Annotated in this window: 24 protein-coding genes and 1 pseudogene; 17 read left to right on the top strand and 8 right to left on the bottom strand. The window is 64.2% G+C overall.

Features of this window, described 5'->3' with window-relative positions:
* Positions 1 to 102: 102 nt before the first annotated feature.
* The gene (locus H623_RS0115705; RefSeq protein ID WP_022901880.1) at positions 103 to 1,038 is read right to left on the bottom strand and encodes an NAD-dependent epimerase/dehydratase family protein; all 936 of its coding nucleotides are present in this window, start codon (positions 1,036 to 1,038) and stop codon (positions 103 to 105) included.
* A 66-nt stretch (positions 1,039 to 1,104) separates the two neighbouring features.
* Between H623_RS0115705 and sigJ the strand changes: the two genes are divergently transcribed.
* On the top strand, positions 1,105 to 2,031 hold the full coding sequence (sigJ, locus tag H623_RS0115700) for an RNA polymerase sigma factor SigJ (RefSeq protein WP_022901879.1): 927 nt from the start codon (positions 1,105 to 1,107) through the stop codon (positions 2,029 to 2,031).
* A gap of 199 nt (positions 2,032 to 2,230) precedes the next feature.
* The gene (locus tag H623_RS20485; RefSeq protein WP_051143292.1) at positions 2,231 to 2,821 is read left to right on the top strand and encodes a substrate-binding domain-containing protein; all 591 of its coding nucleotides are present in this window, start codon (positions 2,231 to 2,233) and stop codon (positions 2,819 to 2,821) included.
* A gap of 61 nt (positions 2,822 to 2,882) precedes the next feature.
* Here H623_RS20485 and H623_RS20480 read toward each other — a convergent pair whose 3' ends face one another.
* Positions 2,883 to 3,548, bottom strand: a complete 666-nt coding sequence (locus H623_RS20480; RefSeq protein WP_169514935.1) for a TetR/AcrR family transcriptional regulator — start codon at positions 3,546 to 3,548, stop codon at positions 2,883 to 2,885.
* Between the two features lie 129 nt (positions 3,549 to 3,677).
* Here H623_RS20480 and H623_RS0115685 point away from each other — a divergent pair, with 129 nt between their 5' ends.
* The 8 genes from H623_RS0115685 to H623_RS0115650 are packed head-to-tail and all read left to right on the top strand — an operon-like array spanning position 3,678 to position 11,371.
* On the top strand, positions 3,678 to 4,985 hold the full coding sequence (locus H623_RS0115685) for an ABC transporter substrate-binding protein (RefSeq protein ID WP_022901876.1): 1,308 nt from the start codon (positions 3,678 to 3,680) through the stop codon (positions 4,983 to 4,985).
* A complete protein-coding gene (locus H623_RS0115680) occupies positions 4,982 to 5,896 on the top strand; it encodes a carbohydrate ABC transporter permease (protein WP_033372130.1) in 915 nt (304 codons plus the stop codon). Before H623_RS0115685 ends, H623_RS0115680 begins: the two co-directional genes overlap by 4 nt.
* Entirely contained in the window at positions 5,896 to 6,801 is a 906-nt protein-coding gene (locus tag H623_RS20475) for a carbohydrate ABC transporter permease (RefSeq protein ID WP_022901874.1), read from the top strand. Before H623_RS0115680 ends, H623_RS20475 begins: the two co-directional genes overlap by 1 nt.
* 2 nt (positions 6,802 to 6,803) lie before the next feature.
* Positions 6,804 to 7,856: a zinc-binding dehydrogenase gene (locus tag H623_RS0115670; RefSeq protein WP_022901873.1), complete on the top strand. Its 1,053-nt coding sequence runs from the start codon at positions 6,804 to 6,806 to the stop codon at positions 7,854 to 7,856.
* Positions 7,853 to 8,638 (top strand): hydroxypyruvate isomerase family protein, encoded by a 786-nt coding sequence (locus H623_RS0115665; protein WP_022901872.1) that lies wholly within the window; start codon positions 7,853 to 7,855, stop codon positions 8,636 to 8,638. The genes H623_RS0115670 and H623_RS0115665 overlap by 4 nt, the downstream gene beginning before the upstream one ends.
* Positions 8,635 to 9,408: an SDR family NAD(P)-dependent oxidoreductase gene (locus H623_RS0115660; RefSeq protein ID WP_022901871.1), complete on the top strand. Its 774-nt coding sequence runs from the start codon at positions 8,635 to 8,637 to the stop codon at positions 9,406 to 9,408. The genes H623_RS0115665 and H623_RS0115660 overlap by 4 nt, the downstream gene beginning before the upstream one ends.
* Positions 9,405 to 10,349: a sugar phosphate isomerase/epimerase family protein gene (locus tag H623_RS0115655; RefSeq protein WP_022901870.1), complete on the top strand. Its 945-nt coding sequence runs from the start codon at positions 9,405 to 9,407 to the stop codon at positions 10,347 to 10,349. Before H623_RS0115660 ends, H623_RS0115655 begins: the two co-directional genes overlap by 4 nt.
* Positions 10,346 to 11,371, top strand: a complete 1,026-nt coding sequence (locus tag H623_RS0115650; protein WP_022901869.1) for a zinc-dependent alcohol dehydrogenase — start codon at positions 10,346 to 10,348, stop codon at positions 11,369 to 11,371. The genes H623_RS0115655 and H623_RS0115650 overlap by 4 nt, the downstream gene beginning before the upstream one ends.
* Before the next feature lie 216 nt (positions 11,372 to 11,587).
* Here the strand turns inward: H623_RS0115650 and H623_RS22235 are convergent, their stop codons facing one another.
* A complete protein-coding gene (locus H623_RS22235; protein ID WP_245559014.1) occupies positions 11,588 to 11,794 on the bottom strand; it encodes a hypothetical protein in 207 nt (68 codons plus the stop codon).
* Positions 11,795 to 11,920: 126 nt separating this feature from the next.
* Here H623_RS22235 and H623_RS20465 point away from each other — a divergent pair, with 126 nt between their 5' ends.
* Positions 11,921 to 12,082, top strand: a complete 162-nt coding sequence (locus H623_RS20465) for a hypothetical protein (protein WP_022901866.1) — start codon at positions 11,921 to 11,923, stop codon at positions 12,080 to 12,082.
* Positions 12,083 to 12,665: 583 nt separating this feature from the next.
* Here H623_RS20465 and H623_RS0115630 read toward each other — a convergent pair.
* The gene (locus H623_RS0115630; RefSeq protein WP_022901865.1) at positions 12,666 to 13,358 is read right to left on the bottom strand and encodes a DUF6338 family protein; all 693 of its coding nucleotides are present in this window, start codon (positions 13,356 to 13,358) and stop codon (positions 12,666 to 12,668) included.
* Positions 13,359 to 13,698: 340 nt separating this feature from the next.
* Complete coding sequence (locus H623_RS22400; protein WP_169514934.1) at positions 13,699 to 14,448, bottom strand: TIR domain-containing protein; 750 nt, start codon at positions 14,446 to 14,448, stop codon at positions 13,699 to 13,701.
* A 246-nt stretch (positions 14,449 to 14,694) separates the two neighbouring features.
* Here H623_RS22400 and H623_RS0115625 point away from each other — a divergent pair, with 246 nt between their 5' ends.
* The 4 genes from H623_RS0115625 to H623_RS0115610 all read left to right on the top strand — a co-directional run bounded on the left by H623_RS0115625 (position 14,695) and on the right by H623_RS0115610 (position 19,769).
* Positions 14,695 to 15,423, top strand: a complete 729-nt coding sequence (locus tag H623_RS0115625; RefSeq protein ID WP_157561006.1) for a hypothetical protein — start codon at positions 14,695 to 14,697, stop codon at positions 15,421 to 15,423.
* 254 nt (positions 15,424 to 15,677) lie between these two features.
* A complete protein-coding gene (locus H623_RS0115620) occupies positions 15,678 to 16,244 on the top strand; it encodes a recombinase family protein (protein WP_022901863.1) in 567 nt (188 codons plus the stop codon).
* Entirely contained in the window at positions 16,237 to 17,547 is a 1,311-nt protein-coding gene (locus tag H623_RS0115615; protein WP_022901862.1) for a hypothetical protein, read from the top strand. The genes H623_RS0115620 and H623_RS0115615 overlap by 8 nt, the downstream gene beginning before the upstream one ends.
* Positions 17,493 to 19,769, top strand: coding sequence for a tetratricopeptide repeat protein (locus H623_RS0115610; protein WP_157561005.1), 2,277 nt, complete (start codon positions 17,493 to 17,495; stop codon positions 19,767 to 19,769). Before H623_RS0115615 ends, H623_RS0115610 begins: the two co-directional genes overlap by 55 nt.
* Before the next feature lie 79 nt (positions 19,770 to 19,848).
* On the opposite strand, the pseudogene H623_RS22230 reads toward H623_RS0115610, so the two are convergent.
* Positions 19,849 to 19,974 (bottom strand): annotated as a pseudogene (locus tag H623_RS22230) (IS110 family transposase); the annotation flags it as partial.
* A 256-nt stretch (positions 19,975 to 20,230) separates the two neighbouring features.
* Between H623_RS22230 and H623_RS0115605 the strand changes: the two are divergent.
* Both H623_RS0115605 and H623_RS22395 read left to right on the top strand, forming a co-directional pair.
* The gene (locus H623_RS0115605; RefSeq protein ID WP_157561004.1) at positions 20,231 to 20,539 is read left to right on the top strand and encodes a hypothetical protein; all 309 of its coding nucleotides are present in this window, start codon (positions 20,231 to 20,233) and stop codon (positions 20,537 to 20,539) included.
* Positions 20,517 to 20,807 carry a restriction endonuclease gene (locus H623_RS22395; protein ID WP_084486098.1) on the top strand — a complete coding sequence of 97 codons (291 nt, stop codon included), beginning with the start codon at positions 20,517 to 20,519 and terminating at the stop codon, positions 20,805 to 20,807. Before H623_RS0115605 ends, H623_RS22395 begins: the two co-directional genes overlap by 23 nt.
* A 95-nt stretch (positions 20,808 to 20,902) precedes the next feature.
* Here the strand turns inward: H623_RS22395 and H623_RS0115600 are convergent, their stop codons facing one another.
* Together H623_RS0115600 and H623_RS0115595 are read right to left on the bottom strand one after the other, a co-directional pair.
* Positions 20,903 to 21,889 carry an Abi family protein gene (locus tag H623_RS0115600; protein WP_022901859.1) on the bottom strand — a complete coding sequence of 329 codons (987 nt, stop codon included), beginning with the start codon at positions 21,887 to 21,889 and terminating at the stop codon, positions 20,903 to 20,905.
* A gap of 493 nt (positions 21,890 to 22,382) precedes the next feature.
* Positions 22,383 to 23,651 carry an IS256 family transposase gene (locus tag H623_RS0115595; protein ID WP_022899078.1) on the bottom strand — a complete coding sequence of 423 codons (1,269 nt, stop codon included), beginning with the start codon at positions 23,649 to 23,651 and terminating at the stop codon, positions 22,383 to 22,385.
* Positions 23,652 to 23,766 lie beyond the last annotated feature (115 nt).

The following is a 23,766-nucleotide window of genomic DNA, read 5'->3' as shown; positions in this document are numbered from 1 at the left end:
GATCCTCCAGGGGCGGACTGCGGGAGCTCGAGACCGTCACGGACATCCCGTCGGCACGCCCGCCAGCACGTAGAACCCGCGCGGTCAGCGTCCACGACTCGGCTACGCGCCGAGACCGGTCCGGAACCCCTCACGCCAGCTTGCGTAGCGCGGCGCCCAGCCGAGCACGGCTTTCGCCTTCGCGTTCGAAGATCCGCGTGCCGTCGTCATCCACTGCACGCCGAAGTCACCGATCATCGGACGCGCCATCCATGCGGGAATGCGCATCGGCTTCTTGCCGCCAGCCGCGCTGGCGAGCACCGGAAGCCACTCGGACACGGTGGCAGGGTCATCGTCGACGATGTTGTACAGGCCCGGCTCGCCGCGGGTCGCAGCCGCAGCCGTCGCCATCGCCGCGTCATCGATGTGAGTGAATGACCAGACCCCGCGACCGCCACCGACCACGGGCATCTTGCCTTTGGCGACCAGCTCGAGCATCTCGCCGCCCGTGCCGAGGCTCTGACCCGGGCCGTACAGAGGCCCGTATCGAACGACGAGTCCGCCCGCTGCGAAGGTCGCTGCCTCGAGGTGGGTGATCGCGGCCAGGCTCTCGCGTGCGGATGCGACGGGATGAGGCTCTAGCGGGTCTTCCTCGGTCTTCACCCAGGACCCGGTGTGCTCGTTCGTCCACCCAGTGAAGCTCTGCACGACGAAGCGACTCGTTCCGGCCTGCCGTCCAGCGGCGAGCAGCGCATCTGTGGCGCGCGTGCGCAGCTGATTGGTGACGGCGAAGGATGAGTCGAGCTTCTTGAGATTTATGCTTCCCGCCAGAGAGGTGAGCTCATGGACGATGACGTCGGGCCGGGCATCCAGCACCGCTCGTCGAACGGAGTCCGCATCCAGGCCGTCCATGATGACGCCGTGACCGCCCGCAGCATCGATGCGGCTCGTGCCCTTGGCAGAACGGGACGTTCCGATGACCTGGTGACCTTCGGCCACGAGAAGGGGAACGAGCCGAGATCCGATGGCCCCGGTGGCGCCTGCGATGAATACCTTCATGGTGTTTCTCCTGTCTGTCATCCCCTTCGACGGATGACAGTGCCTGCGTGTGACAGACTCCCCAGCATGGATCTCGCCGTCGAAGCCGAGGCGCTCCGTCCGCTCATGTTCTCGATCGCGTATCGGATGCTCGGTAGCGTTACCGACGCGGAAGATGTCGTGCAGTCCGGGCTGCTGCGCCTGCACGAGCACATGCGGGCAGGCGAGGTCATCGAGCGACCGGATGCCTTCGCCTCGACGGTGACGACGCGTCTCTCGATCGACGCGCTTCGTTCGGCGCGCCGTACCCGCGAGATGTACGTCGGCCCGTGGCTGCCCGAGCCGTTGCTTATCGACGATGTCGACCCTGGGCGGCAGGTCGAGCATGATGAGACGGCGTCCATGGCCGTGCTCAGGATGCTCGAACGGCTCGGCCCCGTGGAGCGGGCCGTGTTCGTGCTGCATGATTCGCTCGGCCTCGACTACGACGAGATCGCCGAGATCGTGGAGCGCACGCCCGCTGGGTGCCGCCAGATCCTGCATCGCGCCCGCCTGCGCGTGGGGGCGGATGGTGTTCGGTTCGAGGTGGACCGGGCCCGTTCCGCCCGTCTTGCCCAAGACTTCCTTCGGGCTCTACGCAATGGCGACGTGGATGGCGTCGTGCGCGTGCTCGCGAACGACGTGGTGCTGACGGCCGACGGCGGCGGCAAGGCGCCGGCCATCCAGCATCCGATGCAAGGAGACGTCGCCGTCGCCCGATTCCTCATCGGGCTCATGCGTCGCGGCGAGAGGCTCGGTGTGCGCGCCGAGCCCGTCTTCGCCAACGGGGAGCACATTTTGGTGTTCCGCGGTGCGAATGACGCGACGCTGTCAGTGCTCATCCTGCACATCTCCGGCGGCGCGATCCAGTCGCTGTCGAACCAGCTGAACCCCGACAAGCTTCGGCATCTCGGCCTTACGGGCGACCTGTTCGCGCTGGTGAGGGGCGAGAACGACGAGAACACCGAGCGCTGACGGCGGCAGCGGGTACAACGCTCGACTCGTCCAACCAAAAGCGGTTGAACCCTCCAAACCGAGGGCCCGACCGGTCACGATGTCCCGCGACATCACACGGCGGAGGATGGGGGATTCGAACTTTTGCAGTTCTATCGACATGAAGGTGCATGTTCCGTGTGACTCCGGCGTTTTCGGGTGCTGGCGTGGGAGGCCATAGATGCAACGCGTGGCCGCCGGGCGTTCGCACACCGCGTTCATCGATGCCCGGCACATCGGCAAGGTCGATGCAGGAGGAGCGCGACTGGCTGTTGAACACCTCGTTGAAACCGGTCGCACGCGCATCGCGATGGTCAACGGACCGACGCAGAATGCAGCTGCTCAGAACCGCGCCGCCGGAACGGTCGAGGCTCTGGCAGAAGCCGGCCTCGAGCTCGTCGGTGGAACCCCGCTGAGCGGCGACTGGAGTGAGCACTGGGGACGCGAAGCAGCAGCACTGCTGCTGCGGCGCGGCCTCGAGTTCGACGCCGTCTTCGCTGCGAGCGACCAGATCGCCCGCGGGGTGGCGGATGCCCTGCGTGAAAGTAGCAAACGCATCCCGCAGGATGTCGCCGTGGTCGGTGTGGACAACTGGGATGTCATGGTTGCCGCCTCCCGGCCGCCACTGACCACAGTCGACCTGAACCTCGCGCAGATAGGCCACCGGGCCGCTGACATCCTTCTCGACATCGTCGGCGGACAGCCCGTTGAACCCGGCGTGCGCCTGGTCCCGTGCACGCTCGTGAAGCGAGAGTCGTCGGCGCTCTCCTGAGTGCGGCCGAGTCGCGCCTCGGCGCAGCTAACCTGTGCTGACTTACAACCTGTGCTGACTTCTAACCCGCGCTGACTTTGCGTGACGCGCTGTGTGCCTGACGATCCTCGTTACCGCGCGCGGACAGGTTCCCGAGCGGTCCCGCGATGCCGAAGGTTCTCAGGAGAAAGACGAACTCGTCGTACATGTCGAAGTCCGGAGCGTGCAACCACCGGATCTGCAGGCCCTCGCAGGCGGCGATGAGCAGCCGGGCGATCCGCGGAAGATCTGCGTCGTGCGACATGAGGCCGTCGTTCTGCTGCTGGCGCAGGTCGCCGACGATCTGGTCGGTCAGCTTTGCGTAGCGTTCGGCGAAGAACGGGCGCGCGGAATGGTCGGGATCGGATGCCTCGACCGCGAGCGCGGTGTAGAGGTGCACGAGCCCGGGGATCTGCGTGTTGTGCCGGATGTTGTTCAGCCAGTGATCGATGAAGGTCATGCCGGCGCCGAGCTCGTCGTTCTCGTCATCCCACGCCTTGATGATCTCGATGAGCAGTTCTTCCCGGGTGGGGAAGTAGTGCTGCAGGAGAGTCGGGCTGATGTCGAGCTGCCGGGCGATCGCACGCAGCGATGCGCCCCGGTAGCCGACCTTCGAGAAGACATCGAGTGTGGTGCGAAGGATCGCTTCCCTTCGTTCCCGGCCCTTGGCGTACTGCCCCCGCTCGTATGCCACTTCCCGTTCAGACATGTTGTCACTGTACAGCATCACGTTTTGGAAACTGGACATTGCACATGATTCAAAAATGGCCTACGTTCTAGTTTCACCAAGGGTGCCGCACACAGCAGGTATCCATCACAAGGAAGTGAGGAAGCTCCCGTGAAAGTAGGTCGCACTCTCGTTGCGGCTGCCAGCGTCGCCGCACTCGTGGCCGGGCTGACCGCATGCTCGAGCTCCGGAGACCCTTCGAAGGACTCGGGCAAACAGACCGTGACGTTCTGGCAGTTCGACACGGCGAAGCCGACGATCAAGGCGTACAACGACGCCATCGCGGCGTTCGAGAAGAAGAACCCGAAGATCACCGTCAAGATGCAGATCGTGCCGTGGGCCAACCAGCAGCAGAAGATCACGACGGCCATCGCCGGCGGCGGGCTTCCAGATGTCTCCATGCTCGGCAACGACGTGGTGGCGCAGTACGCGGCCTCCGGAAACCTGAAGCCGCTGGACTCCTACATCGACGCGTGGTCGAAGGAGGAGGGCCAGAACATCAAGGACGACATGTACTCCGGAGACACGTCGTACTACACGTACAAGGGCAAGCTCTATGGCTCACCGGTCGCCGACGAGACGCGCATGGTCTACTACAACAAAGCGCTGTTCAAGCAGGCCGGGCTGGATCCGGATACTCCTCCTACCACGTGGGAGGAGATGCAGAAGGCGGCCACCGCGCTGAAGAGCACGGGCAAGGTGCCATGGGCGGCGCCGATGAGCAACCAGTACATCACGGTGCAGACCTTCATGTCGGTATATCTGTCCTACGGAGCCCAACTCTTCAACTCGTCGGGCAAGTGCGGACTGGACACGAAGCAGTTCAAGGATGCCCTCACCTACTACTCGGGCATCGCCAAGGCGGGCCTGACCACCACGGATGCCGCCAACCAGCAGGCGAGCGATCTCGACAACCTCTTCATGTCGGGCGGGGCGGCGATGGAGATCCAGGGCCCCGGTCTCTACACGCAGATCAAGGACCAGAACCCGTCCTTGCTGAAGGATGTCGGCATCGCTCCGATCCCCTCAGGCCCGAAGGGACAGTTCGGCTTCCTGGGTGGGTGGCCGCTCGTGATGTGGAACTCCACGAAGGTTCCTGACGCGGCGGCGAAGTGGATCCACTTCGCGACGAGCCCGAAGGGCGGACTCAAGGAGATCGCCGCAACCAGCGGCATCCTGCCGGGACGAAAGTCGCTCGCGAACTCCGCACCGTGGAACACCGAACCGTTCACCGGCTTCGCAAAGCAGCTGACCAAGGCGTACCCGTACCAGTACCCGGCCGGTCCGAGCCCGAAGATGGGTGAGATCGAGACCGCCTCGGTCCAGACCGCCGTGCAACAGGTCGCCACCGGCGCGCTCAGCGTGGACGCCGCGACGAAGCAGCTCTGCAGCAACATCAACGGCATCCTCGCCAAATGACGACTGCCGCTCTCCGCTCCACGACGCTGGGAAGGTCCCGCCGCGCTCGCGGCGGGACCAACCCCTGGTACTACGTCACACCAGCGATGGTCATCGTCGGATTACTGACGATCGCGCCTCTCTTCTATGGTCTCTACCTGTCGTTCACGAACTGGAGCCTGCTCCACTCGCAGTCACCGAGCCTGCAGGGGATCGACGCCTACGTCGCCGTCCTCAACGACCCGAACTTCTGGGGGAACGTGGCGCGCACGGTCGGCTGGACGATCGGCACCCTGATCATCGAAGTGGTCGTCGCTGTGCCGTTCGCGCTCCTGCTCAACCGGCGCACACCGATCACCGGCACGCTGACCGGACTGGTCATGATTCCGTGGATCACGCCGTTCGTGGTCCTCGCCTACGCGTGGCTGTTCCTGTATGACGGCACCTCGGGTCCGCTCCACGGCTTGCTTCACGCGCTGGGTCTCGTGGGTCCGGCCTCTCCGCTCGCCACCCCTTCCACCTCGCTCTGGTCGATCACGCTGATCAGCGGATGGAAAGGCATCCCGTTCCTGACGATCGCGCTGCTCGCATCGCTCAAGAGCATTCCTGAGGAGGTCTACGAGGCGAGCGCCGTCGACGGTGCCAACAGGTTCAAGGGCTTCTGGCACATCACGCTTCCGATGCTGCGCCCGACGCTGGGGGCCATGTGCGTCGTGCTCGGTGTGCAGGCCTTCTACAGCTTCGACCTCGTGTGGATTCTCACCCAGGGCGGTCCCGGGTACTCTTCGACGCTGCTCGGAGTGCAGCTGTTCCAGACGTTCTTCAACCAAGCGAGTCCCGGTCAGGCCGCGGCGTTGGGAACGCTCATGCTGCTTCTGGCCATCGTGCTCGTGGTGCCAATCCTGCGAACGACTGCCAGGAGGAATGACTGATGGTCTCCGTTCCTACATCACCGGCGCGTCAGGGCGCCGAAGTGGCGACTCGAAACAAGCGGTCGGCGCGGTCGATTCGATTGCTGCGCCGAGACCGTGCACGCACGACGTGGTGGGCGGTCGCACAACTCGCGGCTGCCGCCGTCTTCCTCGCGCCGATCATCTGGATGTACGTCGCGTCGTTCCGGCCGAGCCTCGACATCAAGGCGGGCGGACTCATCCCTTCCCGATTGAGCTTCGACAACTACATCAATCTGTTCCAGCTCGGGACGGTGCCGCAGGCGTTCCTCAACAGCGCGATCGTCGCGGCCATCAGCGCGGTGGCCGTCACCGTGATCTCCACGCTCGCCGCCTACGCGCTCAGCCGCTTCCGTTTTCGCGGCAGCGGATTCGTCGCAGGGCTGCTGCTCGCCGGCCAGCTCGTGCCGGGACTCGTGGTACTCGTTCCGCTGGTGGTGGCACTACGCCAGTTCGGACTGGCCAACTCTCTCGGCGGGCTCACGATCGCCCACCTCACGCTCGGCATCCCGATCGCTGTCTTGCTCCTCAGGAACTACCTCGCCGATATTCCGCCAGCTCTCGAGGAGGCGGCGATCGTCGACGGCTGTTCCAGGATCGGTGCGTTGGTGCGCATCGTGCTGCCGCTACTGCGACCGGCGCTCGCCGCCGTGACCGCGTTCTCGTTCATCCTCTCGTGGGGTGAGTATCTGCTCGCTTTGAGCCTGATCACCGACGACAGCAAGAAGACCCTGCCGCTGGCGATGCAGTCCCTGTTCCAGCTCTACAGCGTCGACCTCGGGCTGGTGATGGCCTTCGGTGTCGTCATCTCGTTGCCGGTCGCCGTGCTCTTCATGTTCATCCAACGAAGCTTCGTGTCCAACCTGTCCACCGGAGGAGTCAAATAGAAATGCCAGTACTGACACGCACCGCCCGCGCCGCCACCCTGGTCGCGCCCCGAACCGTCGAGGTGCTCGACCAGGACCTACCAGAGGTGGGACCCGGGGATGTGCTCCTGACCACCCTCTACTCGGGCATCAGCGCAGGCACGGAGATGAACGTGTACCGCGGTTCCGCTGCCCAGTGGCGCACGAAGCACGATCCGGAAACCGGACTGTTCGAACCGACGGATGAACCGGAGTGGCACTATCCGATGGCCTACGGCTATGCAGCCGTGAGCCGTATCGATGCCGTCGGCGAGCAGGTCACGGGAGTCGAGGTCGGAGACCTGGTCTACACCTACACTCCGCACGCATCCGCCGCGGTCGTTCCAGCGGAAGCGGTCATCGCGCTGCCGCAGTTGGATGACCCGCGCATCGGCATCCTCAACTCCAACCTCAACACCGCGTACAACGGCATCCTCGATGCGCATCCGAACCTCGGCGACGTCGTCGTGGTGTCCGGGCTTGGCGTGATCGGGCTCATTCAGGTGCAGTTGCTTCGCAAGCTCGGCGTTCGGGTCATCGGCATCGATTCCGTCGCGCATCGACGTGAGCTGGCCGAACGATTCGGCGCAGAACTCACCATGACTCCCGGGCCTGAGGTCGCGGCCGCTGTGCGCGCGCTGACCGGCAACCGAGGTGCGGACATCGTCATCGAGGTCTCCGGCGCATCGCCTGCCTTGAACGAAGCCATCCGCATCGTCGGCTACTGCGGAACGGTCATCGCCATGTCATGGTACGGCGGCACCTTCGAGAGCCTCAGCCTCTCGGGAGAGTTCCACCACAACCGACCGCGCGTCATCTCGTCGCAGGTCGGCGGGCTCTCGCCGAATCTCGGTCCGCTCTGGTCGATGAAGCGGCGCCAGCAGATGGTCTCGCAGTTCATGCAAGAACTCGACCTCGAGCCACTGCTCACCCACGAAGCCGACATCGAAGACGCCGGCGACGCGTACCGCCTCGTCGACTCGCGGCCCGACGACCTCGTGCAATTCGTGCTCACCTATGAGGAGGACCGGGCATGAGCATCGCGGCGAACATGGAATGGATGTTCACCGAGGCCGGCGAGACGACGGCAGACCGCATTCGCGCGGCCTCGGCTCACGGCCTGAGGCACGTGGAGATGTGGGGCTGGCGCGACAAAGATCTTGATGCGATCAAGGCTGCCCTCGAGGAGACGGGCGTGGAGCTGCTCTCGTTGATCGTGGATCCCCAGCTGCAGATCACCGACCCGCGCACGCATGATGCTTATCTGCATGCGGTCGCGGAATCGCTCGACATCGCTCAGCGGCTTGGTGCACCGTTCCTGGTCGCCGTCGCCGGTGACGAACGGTCGGATGTTTCCCGCGGCGAGCAGCGTGACGTCGTTGTCGACGTGCTGCGCCGGGCGTCCGCCCTGCTCGAGGGCACGGACGTCACGCTCCTGCTCGAGAATCTGAACACGAGAGTCGACCACGCTGGAGCGTTCCTCGACTCGACACGGGAGGGCCTCGACGTCGTGCGCGCCATCGGCTCGGAGCACGTGAAGCTGCTGCTGGATGCCTACCACGCGCTCGTGATGGAGGAGGACCTGGCATCCGCCATCGGCTCGGATGGCTCGCTGATCGGGCACGTGCAGGTTGCGGACGCTCCCGGACGGCATGAACCGGGCACGGGCGACCTCGATTGGGCGAAGCAACTCCGCATCCTGCGCGAAGCCGGATATAGCGGACCTTGGGGCATGGAGTATCTCCCCAGCACAGACACCGTGGCCTCGCTCGCACACATCGAGCGCATCGCTGCCCAACTCGACGGAGATGCGCCATGAATCTGAAACCCCTCCCGGCCGAGCGAACCGTCATCGTCACCGGCGCAGCATCCGAACGCGGCATCGGCCGGGGAGTCGCCCAGCGGCTCGCCGGCGCAGGATGGAGCGTCGGCATCGTTGATCTGCACGCCGAGGCCGTCGATTCCGGCGCGCGCGAACTGGCGGAGGCAACCGGCGCCACTATCGCCGGTGCCGCGGCGGACGTCTCGGACGAACGAGCAGTCGACGCCGCCTTGAGCAGCCTCGAGGCGGAGCTTCCACCGGTAACCGCACTGGTCAACCTCGCCGGCATCAGCGACCCCACACCCTTCCTGGAGAGCACGCTCGCCCAATGGGAACGGGTCATGCGCATCAACGCCACGGGCACGTACGTCACCTGTCGTCGCGTCGCACCAGGCATGGTCGAACGAGGGCTCGGCCGCATCGTCAACTTCTCCTCGACTGCGGCGCAAACCGGCGGCGGCAACTACAGCAAGTCTGCTTATGCGGCATCCAAGAACGCCATCGAAGGGCTCACTCGATCGATCGCGCGCGAGCTCGCGCCGCACGGTGTGACCGCGAACGTGATCGCACCGGCATCCATCGACACCGACATCATGGGCGGACGCATCACCGAGGAGCGGCTCCCGCAGTTCGTCGGCGCCCTCCCCGTCGGTCGTCTCGGCACGGTGCCAGAAGTGGCGGCACTCGTCGAACTTCTCGTCGGCAGTGAAGGCGGCTTCATGACCGGAGCCACGATCAATCTCAACGGCGGGCTGCGCATCGGATGACCGACACGCCTGACAACGCCGCTGCGGCATGGCCCATCGCTGCTGCGATGCTGCAGTTTCCCGGAACGCTTCGCGACGGTACGGCGATCACGGACGCCGGCCCCGACCACTGGCGCCGTCTCCTGCGCCGCGTCGTGCTGGCTGGGTTCGACAACGTGGAGATCCCCAGCGCCTGGCTGCGTCTCGGTGACCTCTCCGCGACCGCTCTCGGCGATTTCGGTGCCGTCGTATCGGAGCTCGGGCTGGGCGTACCAGGGATCACTGTCGTGCGAGAAAGCATCATCCATCCGGCTCAGGGCAGCCAGAATCTGGCGTTTTCGCATCGCACCATCGACGCCGCGGCCGAACTGGGCGTACCCGTCGTCTGCCTCGGGCTGCACGACGCTCTTGCGCCGGCGCAGCGCGACGTGCTCTGGTTCTGGACGCAGGCGCCGCCGCCGAAACCGAGCGAGCCGGAAACGTACGACCTGGCCGTTCGCGGGTACCGCGAGCTCGCGGAGCACGCCGCGAACGTCGGTGTGGAACTGTCGCTGGAGCTCTATGAAGACACCTATCTCGGCACCGCGAGCGACGCAGTCCGATTCGTCACCGACATCGGGCATCCCGCGGTGGGGCTCAATCCTGATCTCGGGAATCTCGTCAGGCGACAAGGCCCGGTCGAAGATTGGCGTGACATCCTGCCCGCCGTTGTTCCGTATACGAACTACTGGCACGTGAAGAACTACCTCCGCATGGAGCACGAGAACGGAACCGTGTTCACGGCGCCGGCCACGATGGCGACCGGAGTCATCAACTACCGGGATGCCGTGACGATGGCTCTCGACGCCGGTTACCGCGGTGCCTTCGTGGTCGAGCATTACGGCGGAGACGGGCTCGGCGTCGGTGCCATGAGCCGCGACTACCTTCGCGGCCTGCTCAGCGAGGAGCTCGCGCTCCGATGACGCCGATCGCGGCACACGAGATGCACGCGTTCCAGATCGACGCAGCCAAAACGGCATCCGTTCGGAAGGTGCAGCTGCCCGCCGTGGGCCCCTTGGATGTTCTCGTTCGCGTGGAACGGGTAGGCCTCTGCGGTACGGATCAGGAGCTCTTCGCGGGCACCATGCCGTACTTCGCCTCGGGGCTCGCACGCTATCCGCTTCGCCCGGGACACGAATGGGTGGGCGTGATCGCTGAGATCGGGGAGGACGTTCAGGCGGTCGCGAGAGGCCAGCGGGTGACGGCCGACACGTTCATCGGGTGCGGTGAGTGCGGTGCCTGCGGGCAGGGCCGGCACCATCTCTGCGACACGCACGTGGAAACCGGTGTGCGCGGTGGGCGAGACGGCGCCCTCGCCGAATACGTTCTTGTGCCCGAGCGAGCCGTGCATGTGCTGCCGCAAGAGATGCCACCCGAGGTCGGCGCCTTCGTGGAGCCGGCATCGTGCGCGCTACGCGGTGTGCTCGCGGCCGCGCTGACTTCGACCAGTTCTGTCCTCGTGTGGGGTGCGGGCACGATCGGTCTCTTGGCTGCCTGGTTCGTCACGGAGATCACGGCTTCTGTCACGGTTGCCGTGCGGACGGACGAGCAGCGTTCGTACGTGCAGAGCCTCGGCTTCGATGACGTGGTGCTTTCCGACGACGTCGAGGAGGATCGGTACACGGCCGTCATCGACGCGACGGGCGCCGACGACGTTCCCCCTCGGGCGGCACGCCTGGTGACCCCGGGCGGAACGATCGTGCTGCTCGGTGTGCCCGGCGGGCATTCCACGCTCGACGTGGCAACGGTGGTGCATCGCGACCTGACGGTGCACGGCGTGCTCGGGGGATCTGCGTTCATCGACGACGCCATCGACCGGCTCGCCGCTGGTGCCTTCGACGTCACTCGCCTTATCGGGCGCACGCTGTCGCTCACTGATGTGGCGAAGTACCTTGGCGATCCAGTTCCTTCCCAGGCGCCAAAGGTACAGGTCGACCTGGGTTGACGGCGATCACGAACCCACCATCAAACTATGCCGTGCGACGCGACCGCCCGTCATCACTATTGGCGGTACCGGATTCGTGCCCGTGCTCGCGAAGTGGCCGTCTACTTGCCGGCAAGGGATCCTCCGATGCCGCCGACGGAGAAGAGGCGGTTGAGGACGGCGAACACGATGATGGGTGGGAGCATCACGGCCACGGCCAGGCCACGGCCACGGCCATCACGAGTCCCCAGTTGGTCTGGTTCTGTTGGAAGGACGTGTTCCGATGGGGCGGGCGTACTCCTGGTCGCTGCGGAGGAAGACCAGCGCGATCAGGTAGTCGTTCCAAGCGAGCAGGAACGAGAAGATCGCGGTGGAGAGGATGCCCGGCAGCGAGTTGCGCAGCACGACGCGCGCGGCGGATGCGGTGTACCGGCAAGCGTTCAACGTGCAGGAAGACCGCACTATCGCCGCGCGCGCTCTACGCGACGCGAACATCCTCCAAGGACGAGCAAAGTCGTGGATCAGCAAGGACCGTGGAGATTCCGACCCCGCGGCCGTGCGATTTCGCACGTGTGGACGTTCCTGCTGTTGTCGCGGGACAATGACACCACCATCACCGTCATCCACCACGACACCGGCGAAGCCATCGCAACCAACAACATCCAGCCCGACAAAACCTACTGGCGCAACACACAGAAAGCCCCCGGCCGCTGGCCGAGGGCTTCCACGTGACACATGTCGCAACTCATCCGCGACACATGTCTCGACTCATCACAACGGCGGAGGATGGGGGATTCGAACTTTTGCATTTCCGCCGACATAAGACGGCAGAGCCCGGCAAATACGGACCCAACGGGCGCCTTCGGCGGCCGGCGACTACATGAAACGGCATGCTCCGACACGGAGAACACGGAAAACTGTGTCACCTACTGTGCCACCCAGATTCGCGCGCTCCACTTGTCGTTTGTGACTGATTTGTGCCGTGCGACCCTCCGTTCCAGTATCTGCGGGTCTACCGGGGTGGGCGCTGGGTTCGGTGTTCCGACAGCGATAGCGGCCTTCTCGGCGTCCGGCCTTTGGGTCATCTCGGAGAGGATTCAGCGCCGTGCGATCGCTACACGGATCCGATAGAAGGCTGTCGCAGAGTGGCAGCAGTTACAGGTCTAGGAGCTTGAGTCAGACGATTCCTTGCCGATCCCCGAGTTCTGGACAGGTGCGGGGGGCGTAGGTGCCGGCTGATAGAAAGCCGGTTCGATGCCCTTTTCGATCAACCGATCGGGCTGCGTCGTAGGGCGGTCGTTGCTGTTCTGGTCGCTCACGCTGGACTCTCCTCGTTCGGGATTTCCCGATCCTTCTTGGTCCAGATCACGATATCTGTGTCGTTTATCGCGAGCCATACCCCCGTATCGGGGATTGGTTTTGTGAACGCTCCTTCCGAGGACATTTCCCACTGCTCATTGATGTAGATCGTCGGCTTTTCGGGGTAGGTGGTTGCGTGTGATCCGGTCGTGAACCATCCGCCGATCCATTCGCCGTTGGAACGTTTGACTTTGACCCAAGCGTTCTGATTTCGACGCACGCTGTGATCCCACGAGGTCGGCACCGTGACGTAGTTGTGACGCGATCGCGGGAGTTTCAGCCAATGGAGCCCGCCACTCGAAACCGGTCGCCATTCAATGTCCTTCCGGACCAGGAGCAGCGTCACCAGAGCCGGCATCAGTAGATAGAGAACAAGAACGACCGCGGAAGCCAACCGCGGCCGCGCCACTATGATCTGTTCTCCAGCTGGGCCCGATTTGAGTCCATCGAAGAGGAGCCCACCGAAGATCAAAGCGTATGTGGCCGTGAGAGTTACCGCGAAGATCAGACCGCGCACGAACAATAGGCCAGGGTTGCGATCCTCAGCCCGTTCCCCGCCGGCCCAGCGTCGAATCCCCGCGTAGATGATGCCAGGAACCGCCAAGATGATCAACGCGGCGACGGCGAAACTCGTGGTTGGGACACCCATAGTTCTCCCCGCTCGTCGACCGGCGATGCCAGATTAGCGGTGCCGAAGCGCTACTCAGGGGAGCGGTTCGGCACCGCGGAGCGGCTCGCTATCGCTACTCTTGACGATGCTCGCACTTTGAGTACAGGTGTGTCACAAGGGCGAATGAGCTCCAGGCGGGCTTGCGGTACTCGGAACCCACGCACCGGGCGCCCTGAAAGCAGATCCAGGGCTCAGAAGTGCGCGCCGAGAGACGCGACGAGCTGCTATGCGGAGTTCCCGGTAGTGCCGGGTTGGAGCGTCGGCCCTCTTGGTCAAGCCGCAAGGGTGAAGCCAGGAGGGCCACACCGCCTTCGTACGGCTACGTAGGCGGCCGACGAATAGTGCTGTTGAGGCGGAGACCTCCGCCACGCAGCTCGGACGCAAATACGCGGAGGTCAATTCGTCCTTGGTGGGGCGCCGTCATCGAGAACGAGAAGGTGTGCCGGCTGCCACGTGGAGAATCGAGCCGCAGAGTGGTGTCGCTATTGGTTCGGACGCGCCAGCCCTGGGCACGAGAGTTTGCCTCAAGGACGTTCAATTCGCGCCGTAAAGAGGCCGCCTCTCCCTCCGCTTCTAACACCCCCCGCGCACTGCTGCTAGAACTGCGGCGTCCGTGCTCTCGAGTCTGCTTCATCACTTCAACCGTCGCCGGACCGACAGCGGCCGAGAGGTTCTGATCATGTACTCGTGGATGGTAGGGGAGGAAAGTCAGGCCGGCTATGTCGCTGGGAAAGCGTATGGACTCTGCGGTGCGAAGGATGTAGACACGTTCCAAGCCGATGGCTCCAACAAAGAGCCCGAATTCCAAGATGACGTTGTCTCGTGCCACCGGGTCCTGGGTGCCTCGGCGTACGGCCATATCGTCCGGCGTTGCGATCAGTACGGCGAAGTCCGTGCGGCTCGCTTGCCGAATAAGCGAAGGCAGGGTGTACGTCGAGGCGCCAAAAACGCCCTGGTCCCAGACGGTCGGCTCGCAACCCTCGCGGGCCAGCGCAGCGCTTAGCGCATACGCGATACTGCGGCCCTCGGAGGATGACCCGATGAAGACTGTCGGCGGATTGGTGGACACAGGCCGACGATATCCGAAGGGGCACTTTGAGCAACGCGAACCTCCCAGTCGGAGGTTAAGCAGAACTTCGACTGGTGCGCGTGCGAATTCAGGAGCGGTGTATCTCCTGACACGAGGGATCCCCTATCGGCCAGCGGGAGTGAACGCTGCGGTGGAGTGGCGACCCGGCCCCTGTCGTGAAGACAAGTGCTCCCTGGGCGACGCCAGGGTGTCCCGTCGAGGCGGGCTCCTGGTTGAATGCCCTACGTGGCGTCGAAGTACGCAGGTATCGCCGAGTTCAATGACCTTCTATTCGATCGTCATGCTCAGATGAGCATGACGTTCCTTCGCGGGCATCTCTTGCTGGAGCAGGCGCTGACGACAATCGTCGAGCTTCGCGGACCGCGCGCGAATGTAATCCTCGATCGCGCCTCGTTCAGTGCGAAGCTGAACCTATGCGACGGCCTCGGTCTGGTGGACGAGGACCTCGCATCGGCGATTCGACTCGTCAACCGGGAACGCAACCATCTCGCTCACCATCTTGATACGCTGGTAACTTTCGAGAGAGTCACTGAACTCCTAGCCAAAATGCCCGCACGATTTCGGCGGGCGGTGGAGGAAGTCGTTGCTGCCGCGCCGGGCGATCTTCGCGCAGAGGTCGAGCGGAGAGTAGCCGTCGCCCGCCGCAGCGGCGCGGACGACCAGCAGGTACATGCGCTGGAAGTTGGGTTTACGCAAGGCGCCAAGACGACATCGATGCTCAGCGGAATCTTCCTGGTTCTGGCAATGGGACTGGGCGCAGTGATCCAGCAACTCCGCTTTGAGGAAGAGCACGGAGCAGAACTCGAGACCTATCAGTGGGCGTGTGCAATCGCAGAAACTCAAGAGACGGGCGCAACACCCGAGAGCATCCGCGCTCGTCTCGCAGTGCCGGATCCTCCTGACCCACGGCATGCGCTGGGGGAACTGTTCGGGTCCAGAAGCCCTGAAAGTTGAAGCATCGTCGCGTCTCTCGGGTGGCGAAAGCAGCGCTGAGGTGCGTGCGGTGGAAGACCGCCGGGTTGAGGGCGAGGTGTCGGACAAAATGCACGAACGGATCGCCAAGCTCGATTGGCCGGACGGAGACGCGCGTCCGTAGACGATCGTTTCCGGACGTGCGCGAAGAGTGACACTTTCGGTGTCACTCAGTTGTCGGATTGCCGTGTCCGAATGACGGCGGCGATGACGTACGTTTGTGTGACACTTCGCGGGTGACGAATCATCGCATCGGGTATTCGCGAATCTCCACGCTTGATCAGGACCCGTCGAGCCAGCAGGACGCTCTCGAGCGCGCCGGCGTGGGCCGAGACTTCGTCGAGCACTTCAGCGGGACCCGTGCGAGTCGACCTGAGTGGGATCGCGCGCGGGAGCAGCTGCGAGCCGGCGACACGCTCGTCGTGACGCGGCTCGACCGTTTTGGCCGTTCGACGAAGGATCTTCTCGAGATCAGCCAGTGGCTCGAGGTCGGCGGAATTGAGCTGCAGGTGCTCGAGCAGCCGATCGACACCCGATCACCCGAGGGGCAGATGTTCTTCACGATCCTGGCCGCGTTCGCGCAGTTCGAGCGCGATCTGATGGTGGCTCGGACCAAAGATGGACTCGCGGCTGCGAAGGCACGAGGGAGGCCCGGTGGCCGGCGCCCGAAGCTGACACCTCAGAAGGCCAGCCACATAGTCGAACGGCACGGGTCAGGAGAGTCGGTTACGTCACTCGCGGAGCACTTCGGCGTGAGTCGCCAAACCATCTACCGAACGCTGGACGGAGAGACGAATGGCTGATCCACTCACCGGCGCCGCTACGGACATCGGGACCGGTGCTCTTCTAGGTCTCGGTACCCGGATCTATCGCCGGCTTTCGTTCCCGTGGCGTATCGCCGCGGGCGCGCGGAAGGCTGCCAAGGCGCAGGGGTACTTCGTGTCGCGACGGCGGCTCTGGTTGGTCGTCCGAGCGAAGCCAGTGAAGACCGCGATTCGGTCAGGGCAAGCCGGCCAGATGCAGGCTGCTTTCACTCTCTTGGAGAAGGCCCGTCCGGTGAACCGAAACGGCGTGGCGATGCCGGCGGAGGAGTTGTTTCGGCTGCTTCGTCGCTCCTATTTCGGCGCGGCGGAGCCTGCAGAGCGTGAGATCACGCTGCATGACGAGGTGATTAAGGGCGTGCAGGCGTTGGCGACCTCAGGAGACGCAAGAGCGGCGTTGTGGCGGACCTATGTCGACCAGCTCTCGCCGTCATTTGGGCAAGACGCCGTCGCGATCCGCGAGTCAGTTGGCGATTCGATGGATCGAGTACTGCGGGAGCTGCTCCGTGCCGCGGATCGTGCCGCGCTGCTTCGGTCGTGGGCGACATCACCGCCAAGCTGGCTGCCCGATCAGGCGGGGCTGCTGGGTTGGCTCGGCGAGTACAGCTCCGAGGTGGAGGCCAGGGACGCAGCCTTGGCATGGTTCACACGCGCGATCGAGCAGGGAGCAGTGCCGATCGCGTACTGGAAGGTGCGATGGACCTGGGCCAACCCTGATCTCGATGAGGCCGCAACGATCGACTACCTCGAGGATGTCACCGAAGACCCGATCGCCAAGGCTGTGCTGCCGGGCGACCCGGAAGAACGGCTTGGCCATGCTCGCTCGTGGACTCCGCAGAGCGCAGTACAGGATTCGATTCGTTCCACCTTGATCGCGGATTTCATGTTGAGCCGACTCCAGCTCGACGAATTGATCGAATTCGGCACGACCGCCTTCGACACCAACGGCCACACCGGCGCTGGCGGTCTCGCGGTGGAGGCGTATCTACGTCGCAGCGGAATGGACATGCGTGGCGCCCACACGCTCGATCTCAGCGCCGGCCTGGCTCTCGCGCTGAAGATCCGGGATGCGCGACGGCGGTGGGGGCTGTCGTCGGGGGGGGCGTTGTCGCGCGAGCGATGCGCGCCTACGCAATGCTCACGAACTACGAAGGCGCATGGAATCTCTCGCACCCGCCGACTGCGACCCAGGCGGAGACAGACCACCCTGAGGTGCGCAGTGAGTCCGCAGTGCTGCTCGCGTTGTTCGGAAATGTCCGCGCCGCTCGCGAGCAGTTTGATGTAGCGACGCCGAGGTGGGTGAAGCTTCAGGTCGCCTCCCGCGAGGCAGAGCTCGCCGACGACGCGGACCGCGCCGCGGCCCTGCTGTCAGAGGCGATCGACGCCGCCGAGAAGGAGTCGGACAAGGCGGAGCTCTGTTTCCGATACGCGATCCTCGGTCATGTGCACCCGTTCGTGGACGAGCTCCGCGGTGCCAATCCTGGGATTGCGTCTGAGCTTGAACTGATCGTGGAGCTGTACACGAACGTTCCGGGAGCAGAGCAACGAGTTCGGGCGCAGGCTCCAAAGAACCCGCGACTGTCGCTCGCACTGATCGGTTACTACGAGAAGAACGGCAAGACCAAGGAGCTCGTCTTCATTGCGGAGCAAGCCGCACAAGAGTGGGGCGATGCGGAGCTGTGGTTGCGCGCGGCACGAGCGCTGCAGGGGGAACAGAACTACGCCGCTGCTATCGAGCGCGCGTCCCGCGCCATTCAGATCGGCGGTTCCGACTGGGGCAACCAGTTCGATGCCTATGTCGTCCAGCTCGAGTGCGGATCGTCGATGGGTGACTTTGCGGCCGCGCTCACCGCCGCACAGGGCTTGCTCCGGGTCTGGCCGGACTCCCTCTCAGCGCAGTGGGCGTTGATCCGGCTACGCCACGACTCGGGCGATCTCGACCAGGCCTACCGTGATTGGAAGACGTACCGGCCGACGCCGCGGATCGCTGATGACGCCACGCTGTGGATGCTGTTGTTCGGTCACCACGGCAATGACATGGCGACGTTGGCAGAGTTCTTCGAAATCGTCACCAAGTTCGCCGACGACCGGCACGTCCGAAACTTCGCCGTCGCCGCTCTGACGATGGGGGAGGGACTTACGGAGCAGTCCCCGGACATCACTCCGGACAAGCTGCTCGACCAGTTCGAGCGTGAATACCCAGGAGAGAACGCGTTCCGCCGCATCGAGGTCGATCCCGACGATCCGGCGTCGATCATCCAACAGATGGACGAGCTCGCCGCTGGCCAACGCAACCCCGCCATGCAGGAACTGAACGACAAGCTCAAGAAGGGTCTGTTCCCCATCGGTGTAGCGGCCAAACCGACGGGTCGACAGCTTGCCGAGCTGATCAATCTCGGGCATCGCTCTCCGAGATTCGCCGGCCCGATCCAGGGCTTCGATGAGTCCGCCGCAGTTGATGCAGCGATCGCGTCCGGGGGCGTGGTCGACGTCACCGCGCTATTCACACTCACCGTTGTGGACCGCGACCGGGCACAATTCCTCGCCTCGCGCTTCCCGCGCCTGATATCGACTTCGCAGCAGATGGTCGACGCGGGCGCGGCGCGCGAAGCGTTCGCGCGCGAGGTCGGGGGAGTGTTCATCCCCAGCGGCCCAGACACTCCGGCAACGTTCAGCGCTCAGGATCCAATCGAGCTCCGTATACAGCGCGATAACGCCAACTCCCTCTACGAGTGGTTCCGCCAGACCGACCGCGTGGGCAACACGCAGTTCGCAACCGAGGTCGCTCAACGATTCGGGGACGAGCATGATCCGTGGCTCACCGCCCTAGACCTTGCCGTGCAGCGGGACCTGCCGTTCTGGTGCGATGACGTCGCAACGCGCGTCGTCGCCCGAGAAGCCGGTGCGCTGACATTTGGCACTCCAGCCCTGATAGAGCGTCTCCGCGTGACGGGCGCTCTCAGCGCTGCCGATGCCGACGCGGCGGACGTCGATCTGATCCGCAATTGGACGGTCGGAGTCGCCTTCCGCGACTGGGTGTGGGATGCCGCCGGACGTGACGAGCAATACGCGCCGCAAGGCCTCGCGGCGGCCCTCTTGCACAGCGGCCCGGAGCACGCTCCCGACAAAATCGCGTTGATGGTCAAAGCCGCTGCCGCGAACATCACGCTTCCCGATCACGTTTCGGCGTGGACTGGGATCGCCGCTAGCTACGCGCGCGACGTCGCCGGCAACGCCCAGGCTGCGTTCGACAACCAGGTGATCGTTATGCGCAACCTGATCGGTCAGCAATGGATGGACGCTTCGTGTCTCGTGTTCGTCGTCAACGGAGCACGCGGGGAGATCTCTCGTTGGAGTGAGGCCTTCCAAACCGCATTCCGTCAGGTCTTCCTCGCCTTGGTCAACAGCAACGGCCATCACGTCGCAGCGCCCTACGCGGTCGGACTCATCTCGCGGCTCGAAGACGTCGAACGGCAGCTTGCCCTCGAGGTCATCATGGCCCGCTGAACGTCCATCAACCCCCTCTCGGCGAGCGTCGCCACCGCTGATCGCCACCCAGAAGCTGGGACTGACGCTTCTATATCTGTCAAGCTGCGTGGGCATATAGCGTGTTGAGCTTGCGGTAGAGGCGTCGTGCGAGGTAGCGCTTGAGGCAGCGCCGGATTTCTCGTCGGCTCCGTCCTTCGCTGAGTCGCAGTCCTGCCGCCGCACGCGGAGCTATCCGTTTGCGGGCAGGTCGTAGGGCCGGGATGCCGTTCACGCAATACGACTTCTCAACTGGTCAGTCGCCACGATTTCGGCTGAGCGTGCGCGGCCGGCATTGCCGCAAATTGGGGGTAGCGTTCGAATCAATCGACGTTTCGATGCTGGATAGCGTGTTCCACATGCCCAGCACGACAACGATCAGGTCGCCTCGGACGGACGCTGAACGGGGTGCGTGCGAGAGGATGCGACGCCAAGGGGAATCGATGGTCGCCGCGTATCCGAATATCTGGGAGAGTTTGGACGTCATTGCCACTCACGCGGCCCGATCTGTCGGTCCTCTAGCAGCAAGCCTCGCGCCCAATTCGATCACGCCGGACGAGCGCACAAGAAAGTGGTTCACTTATGCATGGGTAGATGGCCTGCTGTTCGCCACGCTGTTCGTCATCGGGGTGAGCCAAAACGCGGCCAGCAGCGGTTCCGGAACGTGGTCCAGTTTGCTCGCGGCTCCGGTGGCTCTCATCTGGATCGGACTAATGATGGCTTGGCGGGGTGCCGTCCGGCGGCGAGCCTGATGCGACCACCATTACGAGGTTCAGCGGTGACGGGGGCGTGGACGTGGAGTCCACGCATTACATAGCGCAAGTCAAGAACTACAGCGGCACCGTCGGCGTCACCGAGATGAGAGAACTTGGTGGCGTCGCATCTGTGGACGGGCGAAAACCGCTCTTCTTCACTTCTGGAACCTACTCAGCGGGCGCCGTTGAGTTCGCCAACGATTCGGCATTGCGTTGTTCGTCTATGACGCCCCGAACGGAACGCTCAACGGCGCCGACGCCGTAGGTCGATTTGCCATTAGTCACGGCTTGTAGATGGTCAAAGCGTCGCGCGGCTCGCGGATCGCCCGCCCGGAAGCCGATCCGCCTGCGTGCGCAGGGTCACTCGATGTGGCGACTCCAGAAGGGATCTTCTGCCCAATGTTCGGGTATGCCCATTCCGGCGCGATTCGTTGGGGAGCGAGATATGAGAAGTGTGTGGAGTCGCTTTGCCCAGCTGCTTCGCGGGGACGCAGTGTCGAGCACCGACTGTAGTGAGATAAGCACGGGGTAAAGCCGTCTCCGCGACCGCTCGGGGAGTGTATCGGGGGCTTGCAGCCAGGAGATCGATGGTGAGTTGGGGATCGCGGGGTAGACGCCGAGGCCGACGTTCCATAGTCGTCCGTGGTGTGCGCAGACGTTCCGCACACGGACGTATGTTTGCAGCCAGGATTCGAGGACGGGCGCGGTCAGTCCGATGCTTGCGGCGATTGCTGTTCGGTCGGACCGGTTCCGAAGGTTGCGGTATGCGCTGGTCAGTTGGCCGATGGTCAACGTCTCGACCATGAGCCAAGAGGGTGGGAGTTCCGGGGAGCCGTATGTCGTGAGGTAGTGCTCGAGTGCGGAGCGGTGCACGAGCGCGTCTTCGCCGGCGTCCGGCGTTCCGTTGAGGCGGTCTTCGCATGTCTCGTGCACGATCCTGAGCAGGCCTGCGTGCCTGTGCCGGTCGCGGAAGTGTGTTGGGTCCGTGTACCAGTGCGAGTTGTCGTATGTCGTCGACATGTGATCGGTGAGAGCGGCTCGTACTGCTACTTCGACGCGTTCGAGCGCGTCCATGGCCAGGAGTCGTAGTGCGCGGTCGAACACGTAGAGGTCCAACACATCATCGAAGGACGTGCCCTTGCGGACCAGGTGGTCGGATCCGTTCTGCCGGAAAGGGATCGTGTATGGCGAAAGGCGGTAGTAGCCGATGTGGCGTAGGTATCTGATCGCGCGATCTCGGTCTGGGATCTGCAGGCCGCGGCCGGCGAGACGGTCGACGAGTTGGTCGACGCTCAGCGGTGGTTTCTCGTAGGGCAGCGATCCGCGTGGTCGCGGCGGTCGAGGCATCCAGCGGTCCCTTCTCGCTGGGCAGAGAAAATCCCCCAAGTGCGCATCGTCGAGAGGCGTGGGGGATGTAGTGCCTTGAGAGTAGCACGAAGAGACTGCTATCGGCCGGTCATGGCCAGGTCTTTGTTGCCGTCGCGAACGCCTCCAAGCCGCACTCCGTTGCCTCGGCCCGTTGGTCTGCCGGACTCGGACAGCCCCGCTTATCGCAGGCGGGGCGGAAGCCAACATCCTCACGAGGCGAGAATCCCCCATCCTTCGAGGGCATGAAACGGCATATTTTAACCTGAAACGGCACCAAACTGTGCCACCTCAGGCGCCCTACATGTCGTTTTGTGCCGCTTTGGGCAGCAAAATACCTGGTAAACGCATCTATTTGTGGCGGAGGATGGGGGATTCGAACTTTTGCATTTCCGCCGACATAAGGAAACATGTTCCGCTGGTCAAGTCCCGTGATGTGGTGTTACTGCTGTTGTTTCCTGTGGGTGGGTGATGGTTAGGCGGTGAGGAGCAGTTCGGGGTGGGCGGGCTCGGTGGTCTCGTGGAGGACGTGGATCAGTGCTCGCATTGAGGTCTCGGAGAAGTAGCGGCGTTCCCCGTATTGCCATTCCTCGTGCTGCTCTTGGAGGACGGCTCCGATAAGACGGGTGACGGAGTCGCGGTCGGGGAAGATCTGGACCACGTCGGCGCGACGTTTGATCTCCCTGTTCAGGCGCTCGATCGGGTTGTTCGACCAGACCTTCTGCCAGTGCTCACGGGGCAACGTCGCGAACGCGGTCAGGTCTGGCTCGGCGTTCTCGAGCATGGCCGCGATCTCGGGGAACGAGCCGCGGAGGCTGTCGGCGACTTGGTGGTACTGGGCCGTCACCGCTTCGCGGGTGGTCTGCGCGAAGATCGTCGAGATCAGCGCGTTGACGGGCTTTGACCGTGCCGAGCCGAGCCGCTGGGTCACGTTCCGCGCGAAATGCACCCGGCATCTCTGCCAGCTCGATCCGGGCAGGATCGCCTTGACCGCGGCCTTGAGGCCGGCGTGCGCGTCGGAAGTGACCAGGGCGACGCCGAGCGGGTCGGCGTTGGTGGGAACCTTCAACCCCCGGTCACGCAGGCCGCGGAGGAACTCGGTCCAGAAGTCGGTGGTCTCCGCGTCGCCCAGTGCCATGCCAAGGATCTCCCGCCGACCTTCGCCGGAGACGCCGGTGGCCACGACGAGGGCCTGGGAGACGACGCGGCCGCGGTGGCGCACGTCGAGGTAGGTGGCGTCCAGGAACAGATACGGGAACCAGGTGTGGTCGATCCGGCGGTGCAGGAACTCCTGAACCGCCTCGTCGATCTCGGAGCAGATCCGCGAGACCGTGGACCGGCTGATGCCGGTGTCGTTGCCCAGAGCCCGGACCAGCTGCTCGACCTTGCGGGTGGAGACACCGTCGATCCACGCTTGGCAGATCACCGCGTAGAGGGCCTTATCGACCCGCCGGCGCGGCGACAGCAGCGACGGGAAGAACGACCCCTCCCGCAACTTCGGGATCTGAAGGTCGACTTCGCCGGCCGGGGTCGCGAGGGTCTTCGGCCTGGTGCCGTTGCGGCGCGTTGTCCGCTCCGGGGTGCGCTCGTGCGGGGCGGCTCCGATCCGTGCGGTCGCTTCCGCGTTGATCAGGTCCTGCAGGCCGGCCTGCAGCATCCGCCGGAACACGTCCGAGTGGGCCAGGTCGGGATCGGCGAGGACTTCGCCGATCAGGGTCGTCAAGGCAGACTGGTTATCGGTCATCGTGGGATCTCGCTTTGCTTCTTGCCGGAAACAACTGGTCATCCCACGATGGCCCTCCTACGTCAACGACGACGAGAACCCCGCGGGAAGTGACACCACGCTACGAGACGCACCC

The organism is Humibacter albus DSM 18994 (assembly GCF_000421825.1).
Classification (GTDB): Bacteria; Actinomycetota; Actinomycetes; order Actinomycetales; family Microbacteriaceae; genus Humibacter; species Humibacter albus.
The sequence above is the reverse complement of the archived record's forward strand: the minus strand, read 5'-3'. Positions and strand labels throughout refer to the sequence as shown.

Excerpts from the sequence above, each read along its gene's own strand:
- H623_RS0115705 (WP_022901880.1), bottom strand. The coding sequence starts at position 1,038 with ATGAAGGTATTCATCGCAGGCGCCACCGGGGCCATCGGATCTCGGCTC.
- sigJ (WP_022901879.1), top strand. The coding sequence starts at position 1,105 with ATGGATCTCGCCGTCGAAGCCGAGGCGCTCCGTCCGCTCATGTTCTCG.
- H623_RS20485 (WP_051143292.1), top strand. The coding sequence starts at position 2,231 with ATGCAACGCGTGGCCGCCGGGCGTTCGCACACCGCGTTCATCGATGCC.
- H623_RS20480 (WP_169514935.1), bottom strand. The coding sequence starts at position 3,548 with ATGTCTGAACGGGAAGTGGCATACGAGCGGGGGCAGTACGCCAAGGGC.
- H623_RS0115680 (WP_033372130.1), top strand. The coding sequence starts at position 4,982 with ATGACGACTGCCGCTCTCCGCTCCACGACGCTGGGAAGGTCCCGCCGC.
- H623_RS20475 (WP_022901874.1), top strand. The coding sequence starts at position 5,896 with ATGGTCTCCGTTCCTACATCACCGGCGCGTCAGGGCGCCGAAGTGGCG.
- H623_RS0115670 (WP_022901873.1), top strand. The coding sequence starts at position 6,804 with ATGCCAGTACTGACACGCACCGCCCGCGCCGCCACCCTGGTCGCGCCC.
- H623_RS0115665 (WP_022901872.1), top strand. The coding sequence starts at position 7,853 with ATGAGCATCGCGGCGAACATGGAATGGATGTTCACCGAGGCCGGCGAG.
- H623_RS0115660 (WP_022901871.1), top strand. The coding sequence starts at position 8,635 with ATGAATCTGAAACCCCTCCCGGCCGAGCGAACCGTCATCGTCACCGGC.
- H623_RS0115655 (WP_022901870.1), top strand. The coding sequence starts at position 9,405 with ATGACCGACACGCCTGACAACGCCGCTGCGGCATGGCCCATCGCTGCT.
- H623_RS0115650 (WP_022901869.1), top strand. The coding sequence starts at position 10,346 with ATGACGCCGATCGCGGCACACGAGATGCACGCGTTCCAGATCGACGCA.
- H623_RS0115630 (WP_022901865.1), bottom strand. The coding sequence starts at position 13,358 with ATGGGTGTCCCAACCACGAGTTTCGCCGTCGCCGCGTTGATCATCTTG.
- H623_RS0115615 (WP_022901862.1), top strand. The coding sequence starts at position 16,237 with ATGGCTGATCCACTCACCGGCGCCGCTACGGACATCGGGACCGGTGCT.
- H623_RS0115605 (WP_157561004.1), top strand. The coding sequence starts at position 20,231 with ATGGTCGCCGCGTATCCGAATATCTGGGAGAGTTTGGACGTCATTGCC.
- H623_RS0115600 (WP_022901859.1), bottom strand. The coding sequence starts at position 21,889 with ATGCCTCGACCGCCGCGACCACGCGGATCGCTGCCCTACGAGAAACCA.
- H623_RS0115595 (WP_022899078.1), bottom strand. The coding sequence starts at position 23,651 with ATGACCGATAACCAGTCTGCCTTGACGACCCTGATCGGCGAAGTCCTC.